Origin of the sequence: Nostoc sp. DedSLP03 (assembly GCF_034530815.1) — a bacterium.
Classification (GTDB): Bacteria; Cyanobacteriota; Cyanobacteriia; order Cyanobacteriales; family Nostocaceae; genus Nostoc.
Window position 1 is genome coordinate 65,345 of record NZ_JAVRCK010000017.1, and the last position, 16,964, is coordinate 82,308.

At 42.6% G+C, this 16,964-nt stretch carries 17 protein-coding genes; 11 read left to right on the forward strand and 6 right to left on the reverse strand.

Annotation, left to right across the window (positions count from 1 at the left end; translation table 11 throughout):
• Nucleotides 1–79 precede the first annotated feature (79 nt).
• A complete protein-coding gene (locus RM368_RS10830) occupies nt 80–916 on the forward strand; it encodes an SWIM zinc finger family protein (protein ID WP_322694078.1) in 837 nt (278 codons plus the stop codon).
• 172 nt (nt 917–1,088) lie between these two features.
• Here RM368_RS10830 and RM368_RS10835 read toward each other — a convergent pair whose 3' ends face one another.
• The 3 genes from RM368_RS10835 to psbD form a co-directional block, all read right to left on the reverse strand.
• Nucleotides 1,089–1,274 carry a PCP reductase family protein gene (locus RM368_RS10835; protein ID WP_322694079.1) on the reverse strand — a complete coding sequence of 62 codons (186 nt, stop codon included), beginning with the start codon at nt 1,272–1,274 and terminating at the stop codon, nt 1,089–1,091.
• A gap of 129 nt (nt 1,275–1,403) precedes the next feature.
• Nucleotides 1,404–2,795: a photosystem II reaction center protein CP43 gene (gene psbC / locus RM368_RS10840; protein ID WP_322694080.1), complete on the reverse strand. Its 1,392-nt coding sequence runs from the start codon at nt 2,793–2,795 to the stop codon at nt 1,404–1,406.
• The gene (gene psbD, locus RM368_RS10845) at nt 2,779–3,834 is read right to left on the reverse strand and encodes a photosystem II D2 protein (photosystem q(a) protein) (RefSeq protein ID WP_322694081.1); all 1,056 of its coding nucleotides are present in this window, start codon (nt 3,832–3,834) and stop codon (nt 2,779–2,781) included. The genes psbC and psbD overlap by 17 nt, the downstream gene beginning before the upstream one ends.
• Before the next feature lie 910 nt (nt 3,835–4,744).
• On the opposite strand from psbD, the gene RM368_RS10850 reads away from it, so the two are divergent.
• The 5 genes from RM368_RS10850 to RM368_RS10870 all read left to right on the forward strand — a co-directional run bounded on the left by RM368_RS10850 (nt 4,745) and on the right by RM368_RS10870 (nt 8,794).
• Nucleotides 4,745–5,314, forward strand: a complete 570-nt coding sequence (locus tag RM368_RS10850; RefSeq protein ID WP_322694082.1) for a photosystem I assembly protein Ycf4 — start codon at nt 4,745–4,747, stop codon at nt 5,312–5,314.
• A 159-nt stretch (nt 5,315–5,473) separates the two neighbouring features.
• Complete coding sequence (locus tag RM368_RS10855; RefSeq protein ID WP_322694083.1) at nt 5,474–6,274, forward strand: peptidylprolyl isomerase; 801 nt, start codon at nt 5,474–5,476, stop codon at nt 6,272–6,274.
• A 90-nt stretch (nt 6,275–6,364) separates the two neighbouring features.
• Nucleotides 6,365–7,510: a beta-ketoacyl-ACP synthase gene (locus RM368_RS10860; protein ID WP_322694084.1), complete on the forward strand. Its 1,146-nt coding sequence runs from the start codon at nt 6,365–6,367 to the stop codon at nt 7,508–7,510.
• Between the two features lie 97 nt (nt 7,511–7,607).
• Entirely contained in the window at nt 7,608–8,132 is a 525-nt protein-coding gene (locus RM368_RS10865) for a GNAT family N-acetyltransferase (RefSeq protein ID WP_322694085.1), read from the forward strand.
• Between the two features lie 146 nt (nt 8,133–8,278).
• Nucleotides 8,279–8,794: a GNAT family N-acetyltransferase gene (locus RM368_RS10870; RefSeq protein ID WP_322694086.1), complete on the forward strand. Its 516-nt coding sequence runs from the start codon at nt 8,279–8,281 to the stop codon at nt 8,792–8,794.
• An 84-nt stretch (nt 8,795–8,878) separates the two neighbouring features.
• Here the strand turns inward: RM368_RS10870 and RM368_RS10875 are convergent, their stop codons facing one another.
• Complete coding sequence (locus RM368_RS10875) at nt 8,879–9,013, reverse strand: hypothetical protein (protein ID WP_322694087.1); 135 nt, start codon at nt 9,011–9,013, stop codon at nt 8,879–8,881.
• Between the two features lie 311 nt (nt 9,014–9,324).
• Here RM368_RS10875 and RM368_RS10880 point away from each other — a divergent pair, with 311 nt between their 5' ends.
• Entirely contained in the window at nt 9,325–10,614 is a 1,290-nt protein-coding gene (locus tag RM368_RS10880; RefSeq protein WP_322694088.1) for a Glu/Leu/Phe/Val dehydrogenase, read from the forward strand.
• A 398-nt stretch (nt 10,615–11,012) separates the two neighbouring features.
• The gene (locus tag RM368_RS10885; protein WP_322694089.1) at nt 11,013–11,573 is read left to right on the forward strand and encodes an SH3 domain-containing protein; all 561 of its coding nucleotides are present in this window, start codon (nt 11,013–11,015) and stop codon (nt 11,571–11,573) included.
• Nucleotides 11,574–11,809: 236 nt separating this feature from the next.
• On the opposite strand, the gene RM368_RS10890 is transcribed toward RM368_RS10885, so the two are convergent.
• A complete protein-coding gene (locus tag RM368_RS10890; protein ID WP_322694090.1) occupies nt 11,810–12,931 on the reverse strand; it encodes a Gfo/Idh/MocA family oxidoreductase in 1,122 nt (373 codons plus the stop codon).
• Between the two features lie 102 nt (nt 12,932–13,033).
• Nucleotides 13,034–13,513, reverse strand: coding sequence for a hemerythrin domain-containing protein (locus RM368_RS10895; protein WP_322694091.1), 480 nt, complete (start codon nt 13,511–13,513; stop codon nt 13,034–13,036).
• Between the two features lie 728 nt (nt 13,514–14,241).
• On the opposite strand from RM368_RS10895, the gene RM368_RS10900 reads away from it, so the two are divergent.
• From RM368_RS10900 to RM368_RS10910, 3 genes are all read left to right on the forward strand, one after another.
• Complete coding sequence (locus RM368_RS10900) at nt 14,242–14,739, forward strand: DUF29 domain-containing protein (protein WP_322694092.1); 498 nt, start codon at nt 14,242–14,244, stop codon at nt 14,737–14,739.
• 40 nt (nt 14,740–14,779) lie between these two features.
• Nucleotides 14,780–15,442: a hypothetical protein gene (locus RM368_RS10905; RefSeq protein ID WP_322694093.1), complete on the forward strand. Its 663-nt coding sequence runs from the start codon at nt 14,780–14,782 to the stop codon at nt 15,440–15,442.
• A gap of 159 nt (nt 15,443–15,601) precedes the next feature.
• A complete protein-coding gene (locus tag RM368_RS10910) occupies nt 15,602–16,924 on the forward strand; it encodes a four-carbon acid sugar kinase family protein (RefSeq protein WP_322694094.1) in 1,323 nt (440 codons plus the stop codon).
• Nucleotides 16,925–16,964 lie beyond the last annotated feature (40 nt).

Sequence of the window (16,964 nt, forward strand, 5' to 3'; positions counted from 1 at the left end):
TCCTTAATTTGAGCGCTAAAGCGCTCACTACGAACCTCATAAAATTAATCAGACATACTACAAAATTTTTAAATTGATTATGACTAATTACACATTGCAAGCAAGCCGAGAATGGTGGTCACAACAATGGCTAGATTTGCTAGATTCCTATCGTTTTAAAAAGCGTTTAGAACGTGCGAGAAATTATGCTCGTCAAGGAAATGTTCTCAGCATCGAATTTAAAGGTGCAAAAGTATTAGCTAGGGTTCAAGGTAGCGAAGTAGAACCTTATAAAGTTTCCCTTTCCCTTGAACCATTTACCGATGAACAGTGGGGTTATGTAATTGAAACCATGTCACAAAGAGCAATTTTTGCTGCCAAGCTGCTAGCAGGAGAAATGCCACAAAATATAGAAGAAGTCTTCACGGCTAATGGTCTTTCGATATTTCCATTTACCCTTGCTGATGTTCACAGTAAATGCTCTTGTCCGGATAAAGCAAATCCTTGTAAACACATTGGTGCGATCTACTATCAGTTAGGCGATCGCTTCAGTGAAGACCCCTTTGTACTATTTCAATTGCGCGGACGTTCTAAAGAGCAAATTATCAGCGACCTGCGTAAATTACGTAGTGCCAAGATAGAACCCAATACTACAGAAACGCTTGATGTTCAACAGTCAATTACTAATAACAAATATTCAGTAAAAATTGACTCTTTCTGGCAATACAATGAGCCATTAGAGTCATCCTTGGTAGTGATTGTACCGTCTAGCAGCGAAACGATATTAGATGTATTGGGAGCGATTCCCCTAGCAAAGGAAGAGGAAAACGCAGTAAATTCAACTTCAAGTGATGTGGTAATGAAATATTTAAATAGCGTTTACAGAGATGTAAGTCAGAAGGCTGTTTTAGCAGCAATGAATGTAGGAGGAAGTTGATAATAATTCGTAATTCGTAATACTTCGGCTACGCCCTTCAACTACGCTCAGGACAAGCTCAGTACAAGTTCGTAATTCGTAATTATGAATTAAATTGACTAGAATCTTCTCGCCTTAAAACTCTATGTTTTTATGGTAGAGTATTTACCAATTCTGAATTCTGACTCCTGATTTATTGTCCAAACTCAAGCCTAGCCTGTTCTACCAAATCAGCAGTCACAACATCTTGGCCTGCTTCACGAGCCAGCTGTTCAATTCTGGCTTGAGCTTGAGAGCGGACAAAAAAGGGAATGTTTTGTAACTTTTCCTTAGCTTCAGATGTCCATCGCAAAGCATCAATAAAATTGGAGTCGTTCATAGATTACTTACCTTGGCAAGTCGCTCACTTTAATTAATAGATTACTAATTTTCCTATAAAAAAAGCCCTTGCTTTTATGCAAGAGCCTCTAAATTATTTAGTTGTCAGTGATGAAATAAACTTTACAACTTAATCTAGGTCGTCCATAAACATCACTGGCTCAGTATCACGGTTAATTCCTTTCTCAAAACCACCAGCCGCGGCCCGTGCGCGACCAGCGTGCCACAAGTGACCAACTAGGAAGAAGAATCCTAGTACGAAGTGAGAAGTCGCCAACCAAGCGCGAGGAGATACGTAGTTGAAGGAGTTAATTTCGGTAGCCACACCACCCACGGAGTTCAAAGAACCCAGAGGAGCATGGGTCATGTATTCAGCAGCGCGACGAGCTTGCCAAGGCTGAATATCATTCTTGATTTTTTCCAAGTCAAGACCATTGGGACCACGTAGAGGCTCCAACCAAGGACCGCGGAAATCCCAGAAGCGCATGGTTTCACCACCGAAGATGATTTCACCAGTTGGAGAGCGCATCAGATATTTACCTAGACCAGTAGGACCTTGGGCAGAACCGACGTTAGCACCCAAGCGTTGGTCACGAATCAAGAAGGTCAAAGCCTGAGCTTGAGAGGCTTCTGGACCGGTAGGGCCAAAGAATTCGCTTGGATAAACTGTGTTGTTAAACCAAACAAAAATTGAGGCAATGAAGCCCATCAGCGAAAGAGCGCCCAAGCTGTAGGAAAGATAAGCCTCACCAGACCAGATGGATGCACGACGTGACCAAGCAAAAGGCTTGGTAAGAATGTGGAAAATACCACCAGCAATACAAATAAAGGCAACCCAGATGTGACCACCGACCACATCTTCCAAGTTATTGACGCTGACAATCCAGCCTTCGCCACCGAAGGGAGACTTGAGTACATAACCAAAGATAACTGCTGGGTTCAATGTCGGATTGGTAATAATCCGAACATCACCACCGCCTGGTGCCCAGGTGTCGTATAACCCACCAAAGAACATTGCCTTTAACACTAAAAGCAATGCACCGCATCCCAAAATAATCAGGTGAAACCCGATGATGTTGGTCATCTTGTTCTTGTCTTTCCAGTCGTAACCAAAGAAAGAAGAATATTCTTCTAAGGTTTCTGGGCCGCGAACGGCATGATAGATACCGCCAAAGCCAAGGACAGCTGAGGAAATTAGGTGGAGTACACCGACAACAAAGTAGGGGAAGGTGTCGATTACTTCACCACCAGGACCAACACCCCAGCCCTGAGTGGCAAGGTGAGGTAACAGAATCAAACCCTGCTCGTACATGGGCTTTTCAGGAATGAAGTGAGCGACTTCAAACAAAGTCATCGCTCCAGCCCAGAATACAATCAAACCAGCGTGGGCAACGTGAGCACCGAGTAGTTTGCCAGATAGGTTGATTAAACGGGCGTTACCAGACCACCAGGCAAACCCAGTGGATTCTTGGTCGCGTCCAGCGCCGCCTAAGATATTTGGTCTATTAGAGAGCGTTACCACGTGGTAATACCTCCTCAGGGAATACAAATTGTTCGTGGGGTTGATCTTGAGGAGCCATCCAAGCGCGGATACCCTCGTTGAGTAAAATGTTTTTGGTATAGAAGGTTTCAAACTCTGGGTCTTCCGCCGCCCGTAATTCTTGGGAGACGAAATCATAAGCCCGCAGGTTCAGTGCTAAACCGACGATGCCGACGGCACTCATCCACAAGCCTGTGACTGGCACGAACAACATAAAGAAGTGCAACCAGCGCTTGTTAGAGAAAGCAATACCGAAAATCTGTGACCAGAAACGGTTTGCTGTCACCATTGAGTAGGTTTCTTCCGACTGGGTGGGATTGAAGGCGCGGAAGGTGTTAGCACCATCACCATCTTCAAACAAGGTGTTTTCGACTGTGGCACCGTGAATCGCACACAGTAGCGCACCACCCAATACACCCGCAACACCCATCATGTGGAAGGGGTTGAGTGTCCAGTTGTGGAACCCTTGCAGGAATAACAGGAACCGGAAAATTGCTGCGACACCAAAGCTAGGTGCAAAGAACCAGCTAGATTGTCCCAAGGGGTACATCAGAAATACACTGACGAATACTGCAATCGGAGCAGAGAAAGCCAGAGCGTTGTAAGGGCGGATACCCACTAGACGCGCAATTTCAAATTGCCGTAACATGAAGCCAATCAAACCGAAGGCTCCGTGTAGGGCAACGAATGGCCACAACCCACCTAATTGGAACCAACGGGTGAGGTCGCCTTGGGCTTCTGGGCCCCACAACAGCAATAGAGAATGTCCCATGCTGTCTGCGGGAGTTGATACTGCCACTGTTAGGAAGTTACAGCCTTCTAAGTAGGAGGAGGCTAATCCGTGGGTGTACCAAGAGGTGACGAAGGTGGTGCCGGTCAGCCAACCGCCTAGTGCTAGGAAGGCGCAGGGGAATAATAGTATTCCTGACCAACCTACGAATACGAAGCGATCGCGCTTGAGCCAGTCGTCTAGAACGTCAAACCACCCTCTACTGGGCGCGCGTCCAACTGCGATGGTCATCGGACTTAAATCCTCTTTTTTACTAAAATTGCAACGTTTCTAAGGTAGTACGGAAAGCCAATGTAACCGACTGCCGTGAGGAATTAACGTTTTTTTGACAATCTCAACTGCTTTTAAGTAACTGAGATTCTGAGAGCTTACTGACTAGTTAAGTCATTATTTCTCAGGGTTATGACATTACACGTACCATCGGCTAGTAATCTAGCTTGTGGTAACTTAATGATTCTTAACTTATCACACTACTCAGGGTTTTTGCCTGATACGCAAAAGGAAATTAGCTATGAAACACGAACCTTATAAATAATATGAATATCAGAAATTTTACAATTTGACACAACTTTTCTCAGAAATCTAAAAAAATTTAATGTAGATGGAGGTAGGTAAATAACTCATTTCAAGAGGTCAAAAACAGGCATAGAGAGGAGAGCAGGGAATAAGAGGGGCAGAGAGTGGGGAGTAAAGAATTTTTATCAGCCATTGAGTAAAAAAATAGTACAACACCCTTAAAAATTATATCGGTAGCAGGAACATGGAAGGGCGCAGTTGAGTTTTTGTCAACGATGTTTGGTAAAATGTGGATAATGACTTTGCAGCCATGTCGTTGATACACCTCTGGAAAACCTATGTGAAACGTTAGACAAGGAAAAAGGAAGTTGGCATATCTTGACTAATACAAATAGCCTAAGTGGTTTGTCTTGTAGTACAAGGAAGCCAGCATTATCCGGGACAGTAAAATTTGTAGGGTACAAAGTGAAATTATAGTCTGCGGCAGGGTTCCCGTGGACTTCAAACATAGCTCTCCGTGCCTCCTAAGCAATAGCCGGATTGGCAAAGGAACCCACCACTGTATGCAAAAGCATTTAGTGTACGATTATGTGACAGCGAGTATCTCACGGGCAATAGTAGTTCAATGACGACATCAACAACGATTAACAAAGGCGATCGCCTCCTGCACCAAAATGTTCTCGGTTCTCGTCGGTTGAGTAACTACTGGTGGGCAACTATCGTTACCTTGGGAGCAAGCGGCTTTCTATTGGCTGGAATATCCAGTTATTTAAAAGTTAATTTACTCATAGTTTCCGATCCCACTCAACTGGTATTTGTCCCCCAAGGATTAGTAATGGGATTATATGGTACTGCTGGCTTGCTATTAGCTACATACCTGTGGTTAGTAATTTTATTGGATGTTGGAGGCGGTTACAACGAATTCGATCGGGAAACTGGCGCAATCAAAATCTTTCGTTGGGGGTTTCCTGGTAAAAACCGCCAAATTCAGATTGATAGCCGCATAGAAGATGTCCAATCTGTATTAATAGACATAAAAGAAGGTCTTAACCCCCGTCGCGCCCTCTATCTACGCATTAAAGGACGGCGAGATATACCATTAACAAGGGTTGGACAACCAGTATCTTTAACAGAGTTGGAAACAGAAGGCGCAAAGTTAGCCCGCTTTTTGGGAGTATCGTTAGAAGGATTGTAAGGGAGTGAGGGAAGAAGAGGGGGAGCAGGGGAGAAATCAATTCAAAATTCAAAATTCAAAATTCAAACATTTTAGAACTTCTACCTCTGTGCCCCTCTGCCTCTTATGCCCAATGCTCCTCAAAACGATAAGATACTCTGGTTAAATCGGTAACAGGCAATGCTGTTAAAAATTTCTCAATTTTTGCTTTCTTTTGTGATTATCAGTGCCTTGATCTTGGGAGGATGTTCAACACAGCAAGTCGCTTCTAATAGCTCTTCTCCAAACTCGACAGCTACCTCGACCACAACCGAGGCAAGCACCAAGACAACTACTGAAGCAACATCTGTATCTCAAACTAGTAGTGAGAGCATTCCTGGACTGGCAGATTTACCGCGCCTCGAAGGCAAGGCTACTGTGGTAATCACAGTTAAAGGTTCGCCGATTACTATCGAAGTAGACGGCACTGATGCGCCCATTACAGCTGGCAACTTCGTAGATTTAGTGCAAAAGGGGGTTTACGATGGTTTAGCTTTCCATCGAGTTGTGCGCGAACCCCAACCGTTTGTAGTTCAAGGGGGCGATCCTCAAAGCAAAGACCCGAAAGTTCCAGCAGATAGACTGGGAACAGGTAGCTATATTGACCCAAAAACGGGAAATGCTCGTTATATACCTTTAGAAGTTAAGCCTAAAGGTTCAGATACTCCGATTTACAATAAACCATTTGATGCTACTGCTCAACCCGTCGTATTGCCCCATAAACAGGGTGCAGTAGCAATGGCGCGATCGCAATCACCAGATTCCGCTTCTGCCCAGTTTTACTTTGCTTTAGCCGATCTAGCATTTTTGGATGGTAACTACGCCGTGTTTGGCAATGTCACTCAAGGCTTTAATGTAGTAAACAAAATTCAGCAAGGCGATCGCATTGACTCTGCTAAAGTCACTCAAGGTGCTGAAAACTTAAAAACGCCTGGACAGTAGGAGAAATCAATTCAAAATTCAAAATTTAAAATTCAAAATGAAGAATTGAATGTTTGAATAGCGGAAGATTCTTTACTCCTAAAATTCAGATTGGTTAAAGTTTGTGTTACTGGTATTGGTTTAGTTTCTGCCTTGGGTGGAAGCTTAGAGGATAGCTGGCGAAATTTAATCGCAGGTAAATCTGGAATTCGGTTACATCAACCATTTCCAGAACTGACACCACTTCCTCTAGGTTTGATTGGTGAACAACCATCTGAGTTGACAAGGTTAACTCAGATGGTTGTTGCTTCTGCTTTACAAGATTCTGGGTTAGTTGCACCTTTAGCTGATTGTGCTGTAGTCATTGGATCGAGTCGCTCTTATCAAGCATCTTGGGAAATGCTGGCGCGGCAAATGTATAACGCGAATGATTTCCCCGTGTCCTCTTTTGGAAATTGGCTAGATACATTACCTCATTTCAATGCGATCGCAGCAGCGCGACAAATTGGTGCATCAGGGATAGTTTTAGCACCAATGACAGCTTGTGCAACTGGAATTTGGTCTATTGCCCAAGCAGCTATGCTTATACAAACTGGGCAATGTCAACAGGCGATCGCAGGTGCAGTGGAAGCACCGATTACACCTTTAACTTTAGCTGGGTTTCAGCAGATGGGTGCTTTGGCAAAAACTGGGGCTTATCCCTTTGATTTGCACCGGGAAGGCTTAGTCTTGGGCGAAGGCGCAGCTGTGTTTGTCTTAGAATCAGCAGAGTTTGCAAAGCAACGTCAAGCAAAAGTGTATGGTGAAATTCTCGGTTTCGGCTTAACCAACGACGCATATCATAGTAATTCACCAGAACCCGAAGGGAAAAGTGCGATCGCTGCTATCAAACAATGTCTAGAACGTAGTTGTCTATCACCAGCCGATATCGATTACATTCATGCTCATGGTACAGCTACCCAGCTAAATGACCAGATGGAGAGCATGGTAATCCAGCGTATGTTTCCCCAAGGCGTGGCGGTTAGTTCCACCAAGGGAAGCACAGGTCATACACTAGGCGCATCTGGAGCTTTAGGTGTAGCTTTTTCTTTCATGGCGCTAAAGCATCAAATATTACCACCTTGTTTAGGATTGCGGCAGCCAGAATTTGATTTAGATATTGTTACAGCCGCACGTCTAAGTAAAATTCGCCAGGTATTATGTTTGAGTTTTGGCTTTGGAGGACAGAATGCGGCGATCGCGTTAGCAGCTCTTTAGCTCCCTTGTCGCCTCCTCAAGTCAAAAACCTAAAACGTTCAACATCTACTTGTTACTATAGTTTTGAAAAATAAATTGTGATTAAAAGGGAATATGAATGGCGATTGCTATTCGACAAGCTCGTGACGACGAACTTGAAGCGCTGATTCCGATACTACTGTTGGCAGAAGAATCGGAGCGTGCACTGCGATGGGGGCTTGCTAACCTCGTTGATGCTGTATATCGCATGGACGACAACGAACACTTGGTTGGTGCAGCAACGATGAAATGGCGCAGCGACCCCTGCGAAATTATGGAACTTGGTATAGCCCCTGAGTTTCAAAGGCAGGGTTTAGGTAAGGAGTTCGTTGCTTGGTTGATTCAAGAGGCGAGGCAACGCGGCAAGAGGCAGATACTCGTCGGCACGTCTAATTCAAGTCTTGGCAACATTGCTTTTTATCAAAAGTGCGGATTTCGGATGGATCATGTGCGCCATGACTACTTTTGGTATTTACCTCAGCCAAGCTACGAAAACAGCATTCAGATTCAGGACTTGCTCGTATTTCGTTTCGATTTGGTGCCATGCTCAACTAAGAAAAAAAACAAACTCAAAGAGGAAAAGCAAATTAGGTATGAAAGCTAGAGTAAAATTAGTTCTTCGGAATGAAGAGGGAGAATGGCAGCAATAATGGTTCCCACTTAATGCCTGCTCGCCGAAAAATTTACAGATTAATTGAGATAGTAGCTTAGATATAGGTATAGCTACTTTAAGCTTGAGTTACTAGTGTTATGTACATTGAATTATTATCGATAGCAACCTTGGAGCAAGCAATTCACTTAAGAGAGGAAGTTTTTCCAGGTGTGAGTAATAGTAGTGATAGTCCATCGCTGGCGGCAAGTTTATATCGAGATGAATATGCTCAATGGTTTTCAAACAGTGGAATTACCCAGCTCAATTACTGGGTTGCTATCGATGAGAAATCTTTTCAAGTAATTGGGCTAACTGGGTTATATTGCAAAAGCGAAGACGAACAAGAAGCTGACTGGTTAGGCTGGTTTTGTGTAGCATCACAATTTCGAGGAAAAGGAATTGGAAAAGAGCTATTAGACTTTACCATCGACTTAGCACAAGCAAAAGCAAAAAGGTACTTACGTTTGTATACTTGGGAACATTCTTCTTCTTATGTAGCCCGGATGCTTTATCTCAAACGCGGTTTTTACCAAATTGGTGAATCCCCAAACAACAGTGGATTTAAAACTATCTATCTTGAACTGCAACTCGATAGCATTATTCATAGTGGATGAAGAAATTCATCTGGTTAAGATATTGCAAGGCTTTTTGTACATTCGATTATTTCAAGTGCCTGAAACGATGATTTTTCGTTCAAACTAGATCAAAAGGCGATCGCACTCTGATGCGATCGCTTTTTTATAGATTTTGTCAAAGCCTACATCATCGGCAGCTAACAAACCAATTCCGATCGCAGGCAAAGCCTTTGATAGCAACTTTAGAGAAAGAGGCAATCAACGGTGCGAAGCGATGCCTAAAGTGAATAGACCTCTTGCAAAAATATATTTTTCCACTCTTAGGGAAAAGGGTAAAGGTTAAAGGGGAAGGATTTTGAGTTTCTTTACCCTTTTCCCCTTCACCTTTACCCTGACAAATGCCAAGAAGTCTAATGTATTAGTCCGTATACTGCTTTGCACATAAAGCAGAATCTAAAATATAAAACTGTAACAAAAACTACAAAATCTATCCTTTTTCCAAAAAAAAAGGATAGATTTTGTACAGATGAGATCCGGTTCGCAAAGATACCGTGATTAGGAGAAAATTTATGATTTCAAGATCCTCGTTGCTGTCAGAACCTGCTTCACCAGCGCATATATGCCCCTTTGACCAAGCGTGTAGTTACTTAGAAGCGGCAGCTAAAGAATTAAATTTAAATCAGGGTTTGCTAGAAATTCTCAGCCACCCGCGTAAGGTTGTCACGGTTTCCATTCCCGTGAAACTAGATAATGGGGAAATACAAGTTCTCGCTGGACACCGAGTGCAGCACTCTGATGTCTTAGGCCCATACAAGGGCGGAATTCGTTACCATCCGGCTGTGACATTGCGCGAAGTATCTGCTTTAGCAATGCTGATGACCTGGAAATGTGCCTTATTAGGTATTCCTTACGGTGGCGGGAAAGGTGGCATTGCTATAGATCCCAAACGCTACAGTGTTGGTGAATTAGAGCGAATCAGCCGCCGTTATATCAGCGAGTTGATTAAAGATATTGGGCCTTCCGTAGATATTCCTGCGCCAGATATGGGTACTTCTGCCCGTGAAATGGCTTGGATGATGGATACTTACTCTGTGAATGTCGGTCATGCTGTACCAGGAGTTGTAACTGGGAAACCCCTTTCGATTGGTGGTTCTCTGGGACGAGAAATGGCAACCGGACGTGGCACAATGATTATTGTCCGTGAGGCGTTAGCAGACCGAGGTAAATCCTTGGTAGGAGTGCGAGTAGCTATTCAGGGTTTCGGTAACGTCGGCTGTGCCGCAGCAGAATTACTATATGAAGCAGGCGCGAAAATTATCGCCGTTTCGACTGGTGCTGGAGGAATATTCTCCGAAGCTGGTCTTGATATTCCCAAATTAAAAGTCTACGCCGCTGAAAATCGCAAGAGTATTGTCGGTTTCCCGCAATCTGTACCAATTAGCAATGCAGATTTATTAACTCTACCCTGTGATGTCTTAATACCAGCGGCTTTGGAGAACCAAATCACTGAAGAAAATGTCAATCAGGTGCAGGCGCAAATTGTCGCAGAAGCAGCTAACGGCCCGGTTACTCTTGAGGCTAACTTGGCTTTAGAGGCGCGGGGTGTGACAGTGCTACCTGATATTTTGGCGAATGCTGGCGGTGTAGTAGTCAGTTATTTAGAGTGGGTGCAGGGTCTTTCTTACGTATTTTGGGATGAGGAGCGCGTCAACCGCGAAATGGAACATTTGATGGTGCAAGCCTATCGCAAGGTGATTCACCAGTCGGAGGTACGGCAAATTTCTTTAAGGCTAGCAGCTTACACACTGGGGGTAGGTAGAGTAGCTCAAGCGTTGACTGACAGAGGTCTTTATCCTTAGTTTATTTTGTTGTTCATCAGGCAGAATAGATAGATCGTTGTCGGCAGTAATTTTACTTGAACCGCCAGCGATCTATCTGCCTTTTATTATTGGGCGATCGCGACAAAATAACTAGTACTCAATGTCTTCGATATCACAATAGTAAGTTTCATAAATATAGCAAGCAAACTCAAAAAAAGGCGTTGTTAATTTTCAAGCAACTTTTGACTAATCAAGCGTTTTTTTTGCAACAAAACTTTCTTCACCAACGTCATTTGTTAAAAATGCAACTTATACCGATTTACCTGCAAGGTTGCTCCAGAACTTAGGGTTAAGTCCTAAGTCTTAACAAGCTTGATTTTGTGTTTCACAAATAATTGGTATTACTAATCATTATTTTTAGACTGAGATGTTTGCTTATGATAAAGTTTCTTGACTGGAGAAAACCTTTAGCGATAACTGCAACACTTTCGTTGACACTGACAGCATATCCTGCTGGCTCTACTATTCATACATCACTCCAACATTCAAGTAAATATCAACTTGTACAGGCCCCAGATAACTGCCGCCTAGTTGAGACTAATGGTGATAATCTCAATATCCGGTCTAGTCCAGATGGTGCAATTATTGGAACATTGCGTAATGACTCACTTGTAATTATTGAAAAGACCAATTCTTCAAGTAGCTGGGTGGCAATATCATCGCCGCAGTCTGGCTATATATCTGCCGCTTATCTCAAGCAATGTGGACAGCCAGTATCTCCCTCACAAACAACTTCTCAAACAGATAACTGTCGCAAAATTTTTGTGGAAGGAGTTCTACGTGTAAGGCAAGAACCCTCAATTAACAGCCCTATTCTTGGAGTTCTACAAAGTGGTCAGCAAGTAACAATTAAAAATCGTGGAAAAGATGGTTGGGTATCAATTTCATCCCCTACAAATGGATATATTCCTTCAATAGTCCTCAGCAGTTGTACATAGATTATAAATTAACGTCTTGTGCAACTTTTACTCAAACCTAACCCCTTACCACTAATCGCCATCTACTAGGGAATCTACGGTGTATATACAAGTCGTCGAAAAAAGCTAGGTTTCCTCATTGTTCTTTTGTTCCTATGCTCTGCATGAGAATGACTAATTAGGGGCTGCTGTTTCCAGTCAACAGTACACATGAAGCATTCCCATGCAAAGCATTTAAACATCTTCTTCAACCAACCTTATGACTGCCCAGAAGGTGCAGCAGCATGAATCAAGTCTGGCTGCTCGTCACTAGGAGGACGCTCAATAGTTTGATCTGATGTGGGACGTTGATGGCGATCGCGAGTTTGGATTTGCACAGGTTGACCAGTTTCAATTGACTGATAAAGTGCTTGAATGATACTAACATCAATCAATCCTTCCGTTCCAGATGGCTCTGGGTCTTTATCTTGCAGAATACAATCAGAGAAGTAGGTAAATTCAGCTGCTAATTGATCGCGATCCTTAAAAGTTTGCTCTTGGGTTTCACCATTAATTGTCAGGTAATGCTTGATTTCTCCTTGCCAAGGATATGCAGGATTTACTCGTAAATCGCCTTGAGTACCTACAATCTGATAGGTTGAAACACTTGCTCCTCCAAAGCTACAGGTAAATGTTGCTAAACGCTCATTTGGGAAGCGCAAGATAACGCTAGCCATTTCTTCCACTTCGCTGAAGCGTTCTTCTCCGTTATTAGCAGCTACAGCAAATACTTCAATTGGTTCATCTTGAAATAGATAACGTGCAGCATTAATACAGTAGATGCCAATATCATAGAGCGTGCCGCCACCTGTAACATCTCGTAAACGAATATTGCCTTCTTCTACTTGCTGAGTAAAAACTGAGTTGAAAATTCGTGGTTCACCAATTTGCTTTGAACGCAAAATTTCGACTGCTTGTAAATTAGCTTCTTCTAAATGTAAGCGATAGGCAATCATCAGCTTCACATTATTGTCATTAGCAGCTTTAATCATTGCCTCACACTCTTCTTCTGTTACTGCCATTGGCTTTTCACATAATACATGAATTGCCTGATTAGCAGCCCGCACAGTATAGTCACAATGCAAGTGATTAGGTAGCGCAATATAAACTGCATCAACCTCGCCGCTTGCCAGACAGTTCTCATACTCTTCGTAGGAGTAAGTATGCTCTATTCCATACTTTTTGCTCAATTCTTCGTTTTTAGTGGGGTCATCTGAAACTAGTGCCACTAATTCCGAGTTTTCAGCGTGGACAAATGAAGGTAAGGCAGCTTGTTGGGCAAACCAACCTAAACCAACAACGGCATAACGAATTTTGTTCTTACCATTTGTAGCAGTCATTTTTGTACTCTTTGATGAAGGAATATTTGGGTAATTTTAATGCCCTAATTACGTGGAAATTATGGCTAACTATTTATGCAAACATTTAGAACAAATGTATTCCTACATTGCTAATGCAGCTTCCACATTTGACACCAACTTAGCTTTAGTTTCCTGAAACTCCTGTCCCAATTCAGTTAGTTCTCGATCGCTCATACATTCGCGCACAGCATTAAAAATTTCGCCCTCTTCTTCTTCTACATGATGCTTAAGTGTTTCCTTCAATTCGCTCATTTTTTCTTTAAACTCAGGTTGAGTAGGCTTAAGCGCCTTAATTTCTTCTAAAATAACTGAAATTTCTTCATGTTCTTCTTCAGCTTCTTCAACATATTGTTCAGTTTCTTCGTATTCTCGCAAAGCTGGGTAGAAGACTAATTCTTCAGTTCTTGCATGTAATATCAATTCTATATAGATTTGATTGAATTGCTCAACCAACCTTGCACCTTTAGCTTTTTCTGCTTCTGCAAAAAATTTCTCAACTTGGCGATGCTCTGCTTCAATTAATGAAAGAATATCTGTTGATTTAGCTTTAGTTTTAGCCATTTTTACCTCAGTAATAATTGATTTATCAGACTGATATTTGGAGGTTAATGAATGGGAACTCGTATATTCTCAATGACTTGAGAAATGAAAACCTCATTCTTTGAGTAAGCTTTAATTTAGACTTAAGGAATATTTTCGGTATAGCACCTTGATTGAAATTCATAACCTCAGCATGATGGATGCTGAGTATATATCATTAGCAACTCAAGGCTACAGCTCAAACCTCAAACACCAGTTGAAGATTCCCACACGGTACACTACTAAACTGCTCCTGCACCTTAGCTAGACTTTTTCGATTTTTGTTGAAACACCAAAGCTGACAGTGAAACTGTTAGTGATATAAGTCTTGAACACAACTAAGTACAGCTTTGCGTAAAAGCGTAGCGTTTTTAATGCAAGCCGATGCATTAACAAGGCCGCCGATGTATTAGCATTGTCGTGTATTGCCAAATTTAATTCGCTACGAATTAATGAAATGCTGTACTAAGTTCTGCTTGTCTTTGATGTTACAACAGAAGTGACAATCAGTTACTTCTGTTAACTTTGCCTAACTTTGCCTAATGGAGGGGTGCGAGTCACGCTGAGTTGGCGTTTACCCTCAGTCGATCTGGCTAAAGAAATTCATCCACACCAAAACCGATTAAAATAAATACGCAACTTGGGCTTCCAATTGCATAGAAGCTCAATTGAAGCTCAATTAAAAAAAATAGTAGGAGTTTGGCTATTGTATGGTGACACCAATAATACAACCAGCAACTCAAAGTTTATACGACGAAGATTATTACCTGTGGCTGAGGACAACTATAAACCAACTTCGCGCTGGACAGTTTTCTGCTGTTGATTTAGATAATTTGTTAGAAGAATTAGAAACTATGGGTAGGAGCGAAAAGCGAGCGGTCAAAAGTCTATTGACTCGACTTTTGGAACATCTGCTTAAGCTCATATATTGGGATAGGGAACGGGAGCGAAATGAAGGGCATTGGAAAGGCGAAATCAGGACATTTCGTAGAGAGATTAAAGAGCGACTTAAAGAGAGTCCTAGTCTTAAACCTTACATTTTAGAAATATTTGATGAATGTTATCAAGATGCAAGGATAGAAGCAAGCGATCGCTCTCAACTTGCCATTGACATATTTCCCTCTATACCCATTGGCTCTTTAGAACAAATCTTAGATGAAAACTGGTTTCCTGAATATAACCACAATCATCACGGTAAACCCGATTAAAATGAATACGCAACTTGGGTTTCCATAGGAGTATGCAGACGTGCAGCCGGATTTAATAGGCTTGGAAATTAGTAAGGGGGAACTAAGACGTTTGACTGGGTTCGATCCAGAAGACGTTTTTCGTCCCTCGGTTTTGCGAGATGGCAAAAAGCGATTAGGGTTTTTTATCAGTGAAATGCTGGTGACGCTGGCGCTAACGCCAATAATTGTAGGCTTTGTTTACGCGTTTATTATTCTGCCAACAATTGGTTCTTCAGTTCGATTAGGAATTCTTTTACTAATTTTAGTGCCAATGCCGATATTAGTGGGGCGATGGCTGTGGCGACAATTAACCTGTCCTGAAGGACTGACAATACTTTTAGATGAAGTTGATAAATATCATGACCTGGTTGCTGCTATCGATATTAATGACCAATTGGCAGCATCAGGAAACGTAGAAAGCAGTATCCATGACCGAGATCAAGTCACCGCCGCTTTACAACTAATTAGAGAAGATTTAGTCCGCGCTCTGAAAACGGAACGAATTTTGCGAGATAATAAAAAATTGCTTGCTAATAACCAAGAGTTATTTGTGAATAATTTAGCCAGTCTGCGAGCTTTACAAGTTAGTAGTCAAGCAGGCGAATATGCTCAACTGCTAAATCAATCATTGCAAATTGCGATCGATGTCCAAGCAGAAATCAGAAAATTGCACAAAGGCTAAGAGAATGTTTGTAAAAGTGGTTACACGAGAATTTACCTGCCTCCACAGGTTATAAAACCCTTGATTTTGGATTAGTTCACGGAGGTGGACTTTACTCATGTAGTAGTGACTTCTAGTCACCCAATATTTTCCCAGAAAACAATCGCCCCGTTGACTTAAATGAGCAACAAACCCAAAATAATTGTCCTGGATGATGACCCTACAGGTTCTCAAACAGTCCACAGCTGCTTGCTGCTAATGCACTGGGATGTGGAGACTTTACGCCGTGGGTTGCAGGATGATTCGCCGATTTTCTTTGTGCTGACTAATACTAGAGCGCTAACGCCAGAGTCAGCTGCATCTGTCACCAAAGAAGTTTGCCACAACCTCAAAATCGCTTTGAAGGCTGAAGGAATTGACGATTTTTTAGTTGTCAGCCGTTCTGATTCTACTTTGCGGGGACATTATCCCATTGAAACAGATGCGATCGCCCAAGAACTCGGCCCCTTTGATGCTCATTTTCTCGTACCAGCATTTTTTGAAGGCGGACGCATCACCCGCGATAGCGTTCATTACTTGATGATTGACGGTGTAACCACCCCAGTCCATGAAACCGAATTTGCTCGTGATTCCGTCTTCAGCTACCATCACAGTTACTTACCCAAGTACGTCGAAGAAAAGACTCAAGGACGAATTAGTGCCGAAGCTGTAGAAAGGTTTCTCCTGGCCGATATTCGCGTTGGTAGTTTGGAACGATTGTTACAACTTCATGGTAATCAGTGCGCTGTCGTCGATGGTGAAACCCAAGCCGATCTCAACCGCTTTGCAGTAGATATATTAGCAGCCGCCAGTCAAGGCAAACGCTTTTTATTTCGCAGTGCAGCAAGTATTTTAACGGCTTTAGCCGCTTTACCACCCCAACCCATTGCCGCCGAAAACATGGCTCAGTACGTGCGCCAAGGCAAACCAGGTGCGGTGATTGTTGGTTCCCATGTGAAAAAGACTACCCAGCAATTAGAGACGCTGTTGCAACTAGAAGGAACTGTAGGCATCGAAGTAAATGTAGAGCGATTAGTTGATGATGCAAATCAATCTGCGGCATTACTAACTGAAATCCAAGAAAGTACACGAGCGGCACACAAAGATGGCAAAACACCAGTGGTTTATACTAGCCGTCAGGAACTAAATTTTCAAGATGCCAAAACACGATTGGAGTTTGGGGAAAAAGTTTCAAGTTTATTAATGGATATTGTGCGAGGTTTACCATCTGATATAGGATTCTTAATCAGCAAGGGTGGCATTACTTCAAACGATGTCTTGAGTACTGGACTAGCTTTAACTTCAGCCCGTTTACTCGGTCAAATTTTAGCTGGTTGTTCAATGGTGTTAACGTCATCCGATCATCCCCAGTTTCCTGATTTGCCTGTGGTGCTGTTTCCAGGTAATGTCGGCGATGCTGATGCCTTGGGGACAGTTTATCAGAGGTTGACGGTGCCAATTTGAGATTTTAGATTTTTAGATTAAAGAGTCTTTTGGTTAATGT

Bases quoted from the DNA above. Each gene is read 5' to 3' on its own strand.
- RM368_RS10850 (WP_322694082.1), top strand. From the start codon at position 4,745: ATGACGACATCAACAACGATTAACAAAGGCGATCGCCTCCTGCACCAA.
- RM368_RS10910 (WP_322694094.1), top strand. From the start codon at position 15,602: ATGAGCAACAAACCCAAAATAATTGTCCTGGATGATGACCCTACAGGT.
- psbD (WP_322694081.1), bottom strand. From the start codon at position 3,834: ATGACCATCGCAGTTGGACGCGCGCCCAGTAGAGGGTGGTTTGACGTT.
- RM368_RS10830 (WP_322694078.1), top strand. From the start codon at position 80: ATGACTAATTACACATTGCAAGCAAGCCGAGAATGGTGGTCACAACAA.
- RM368_RS10855 (WP_322694083.1), top strand. From the start codon at position 5,474: ATGCTGTTAAAAATTTCTCAATTTTTGCTTTCTTTTGTGATTATCAGT.
- RM368_RS10890 (WP_322694090.1), bottom strand. From the start codon at position 12,931: ATGACTGCTACAAATGGTAAGAACAAAATTCGTTATGCCGTTGTTGGT.
- RM368_RS10900 (WP_322694092.1), top strand. From the start codon at position 14,242: ATGGTGACACCAATAATACAACCAGCAACTCAAAGTTTATACGACGAA.
- RM368_RS10880 (WP_322694088.1), top strand. From the start codon at position 9,325: ATGATTTCAAGATCCTCGTTGCTGTCAGAACCTGCTTCACCAGCGCAT.
- RM368_RS10865 (WP_322694085.1), top strand. From the start codon at position 7,608: ATGGCGATTGCTATTCGACAAGCTCGTGACGACGAACTTGAAGCGCTG.
- RM368_RS10895 (WP_322694091.1), bottom strand. From the start codon at position 13,513: ATGGCTAAAACTAAAGCTAAATCAACAGATATTCTTTCATTAATTGAA.
- RM368_RS10870 (WP_322694086.1), top strand. From the start codon at position 8,279: ATGTACATTGAATTATTATCGATAGCAACCTTGGAGCAAGCAATTCAC.
- RM368_RS10885 (WP_322694089.1), top strand. From the start codon at position 11,013: ATGATAAAGTTTCTTGACTGGAGAAAACCTTTAGCGATAACTGCAACA.
- RM368_RS10835 (WP_322694079.1), bottom strand. From the start codon at position 1,274: ATGAACGACTCCAATTTTATTGATGCTTTGCGATGGACATCTGAAGCT.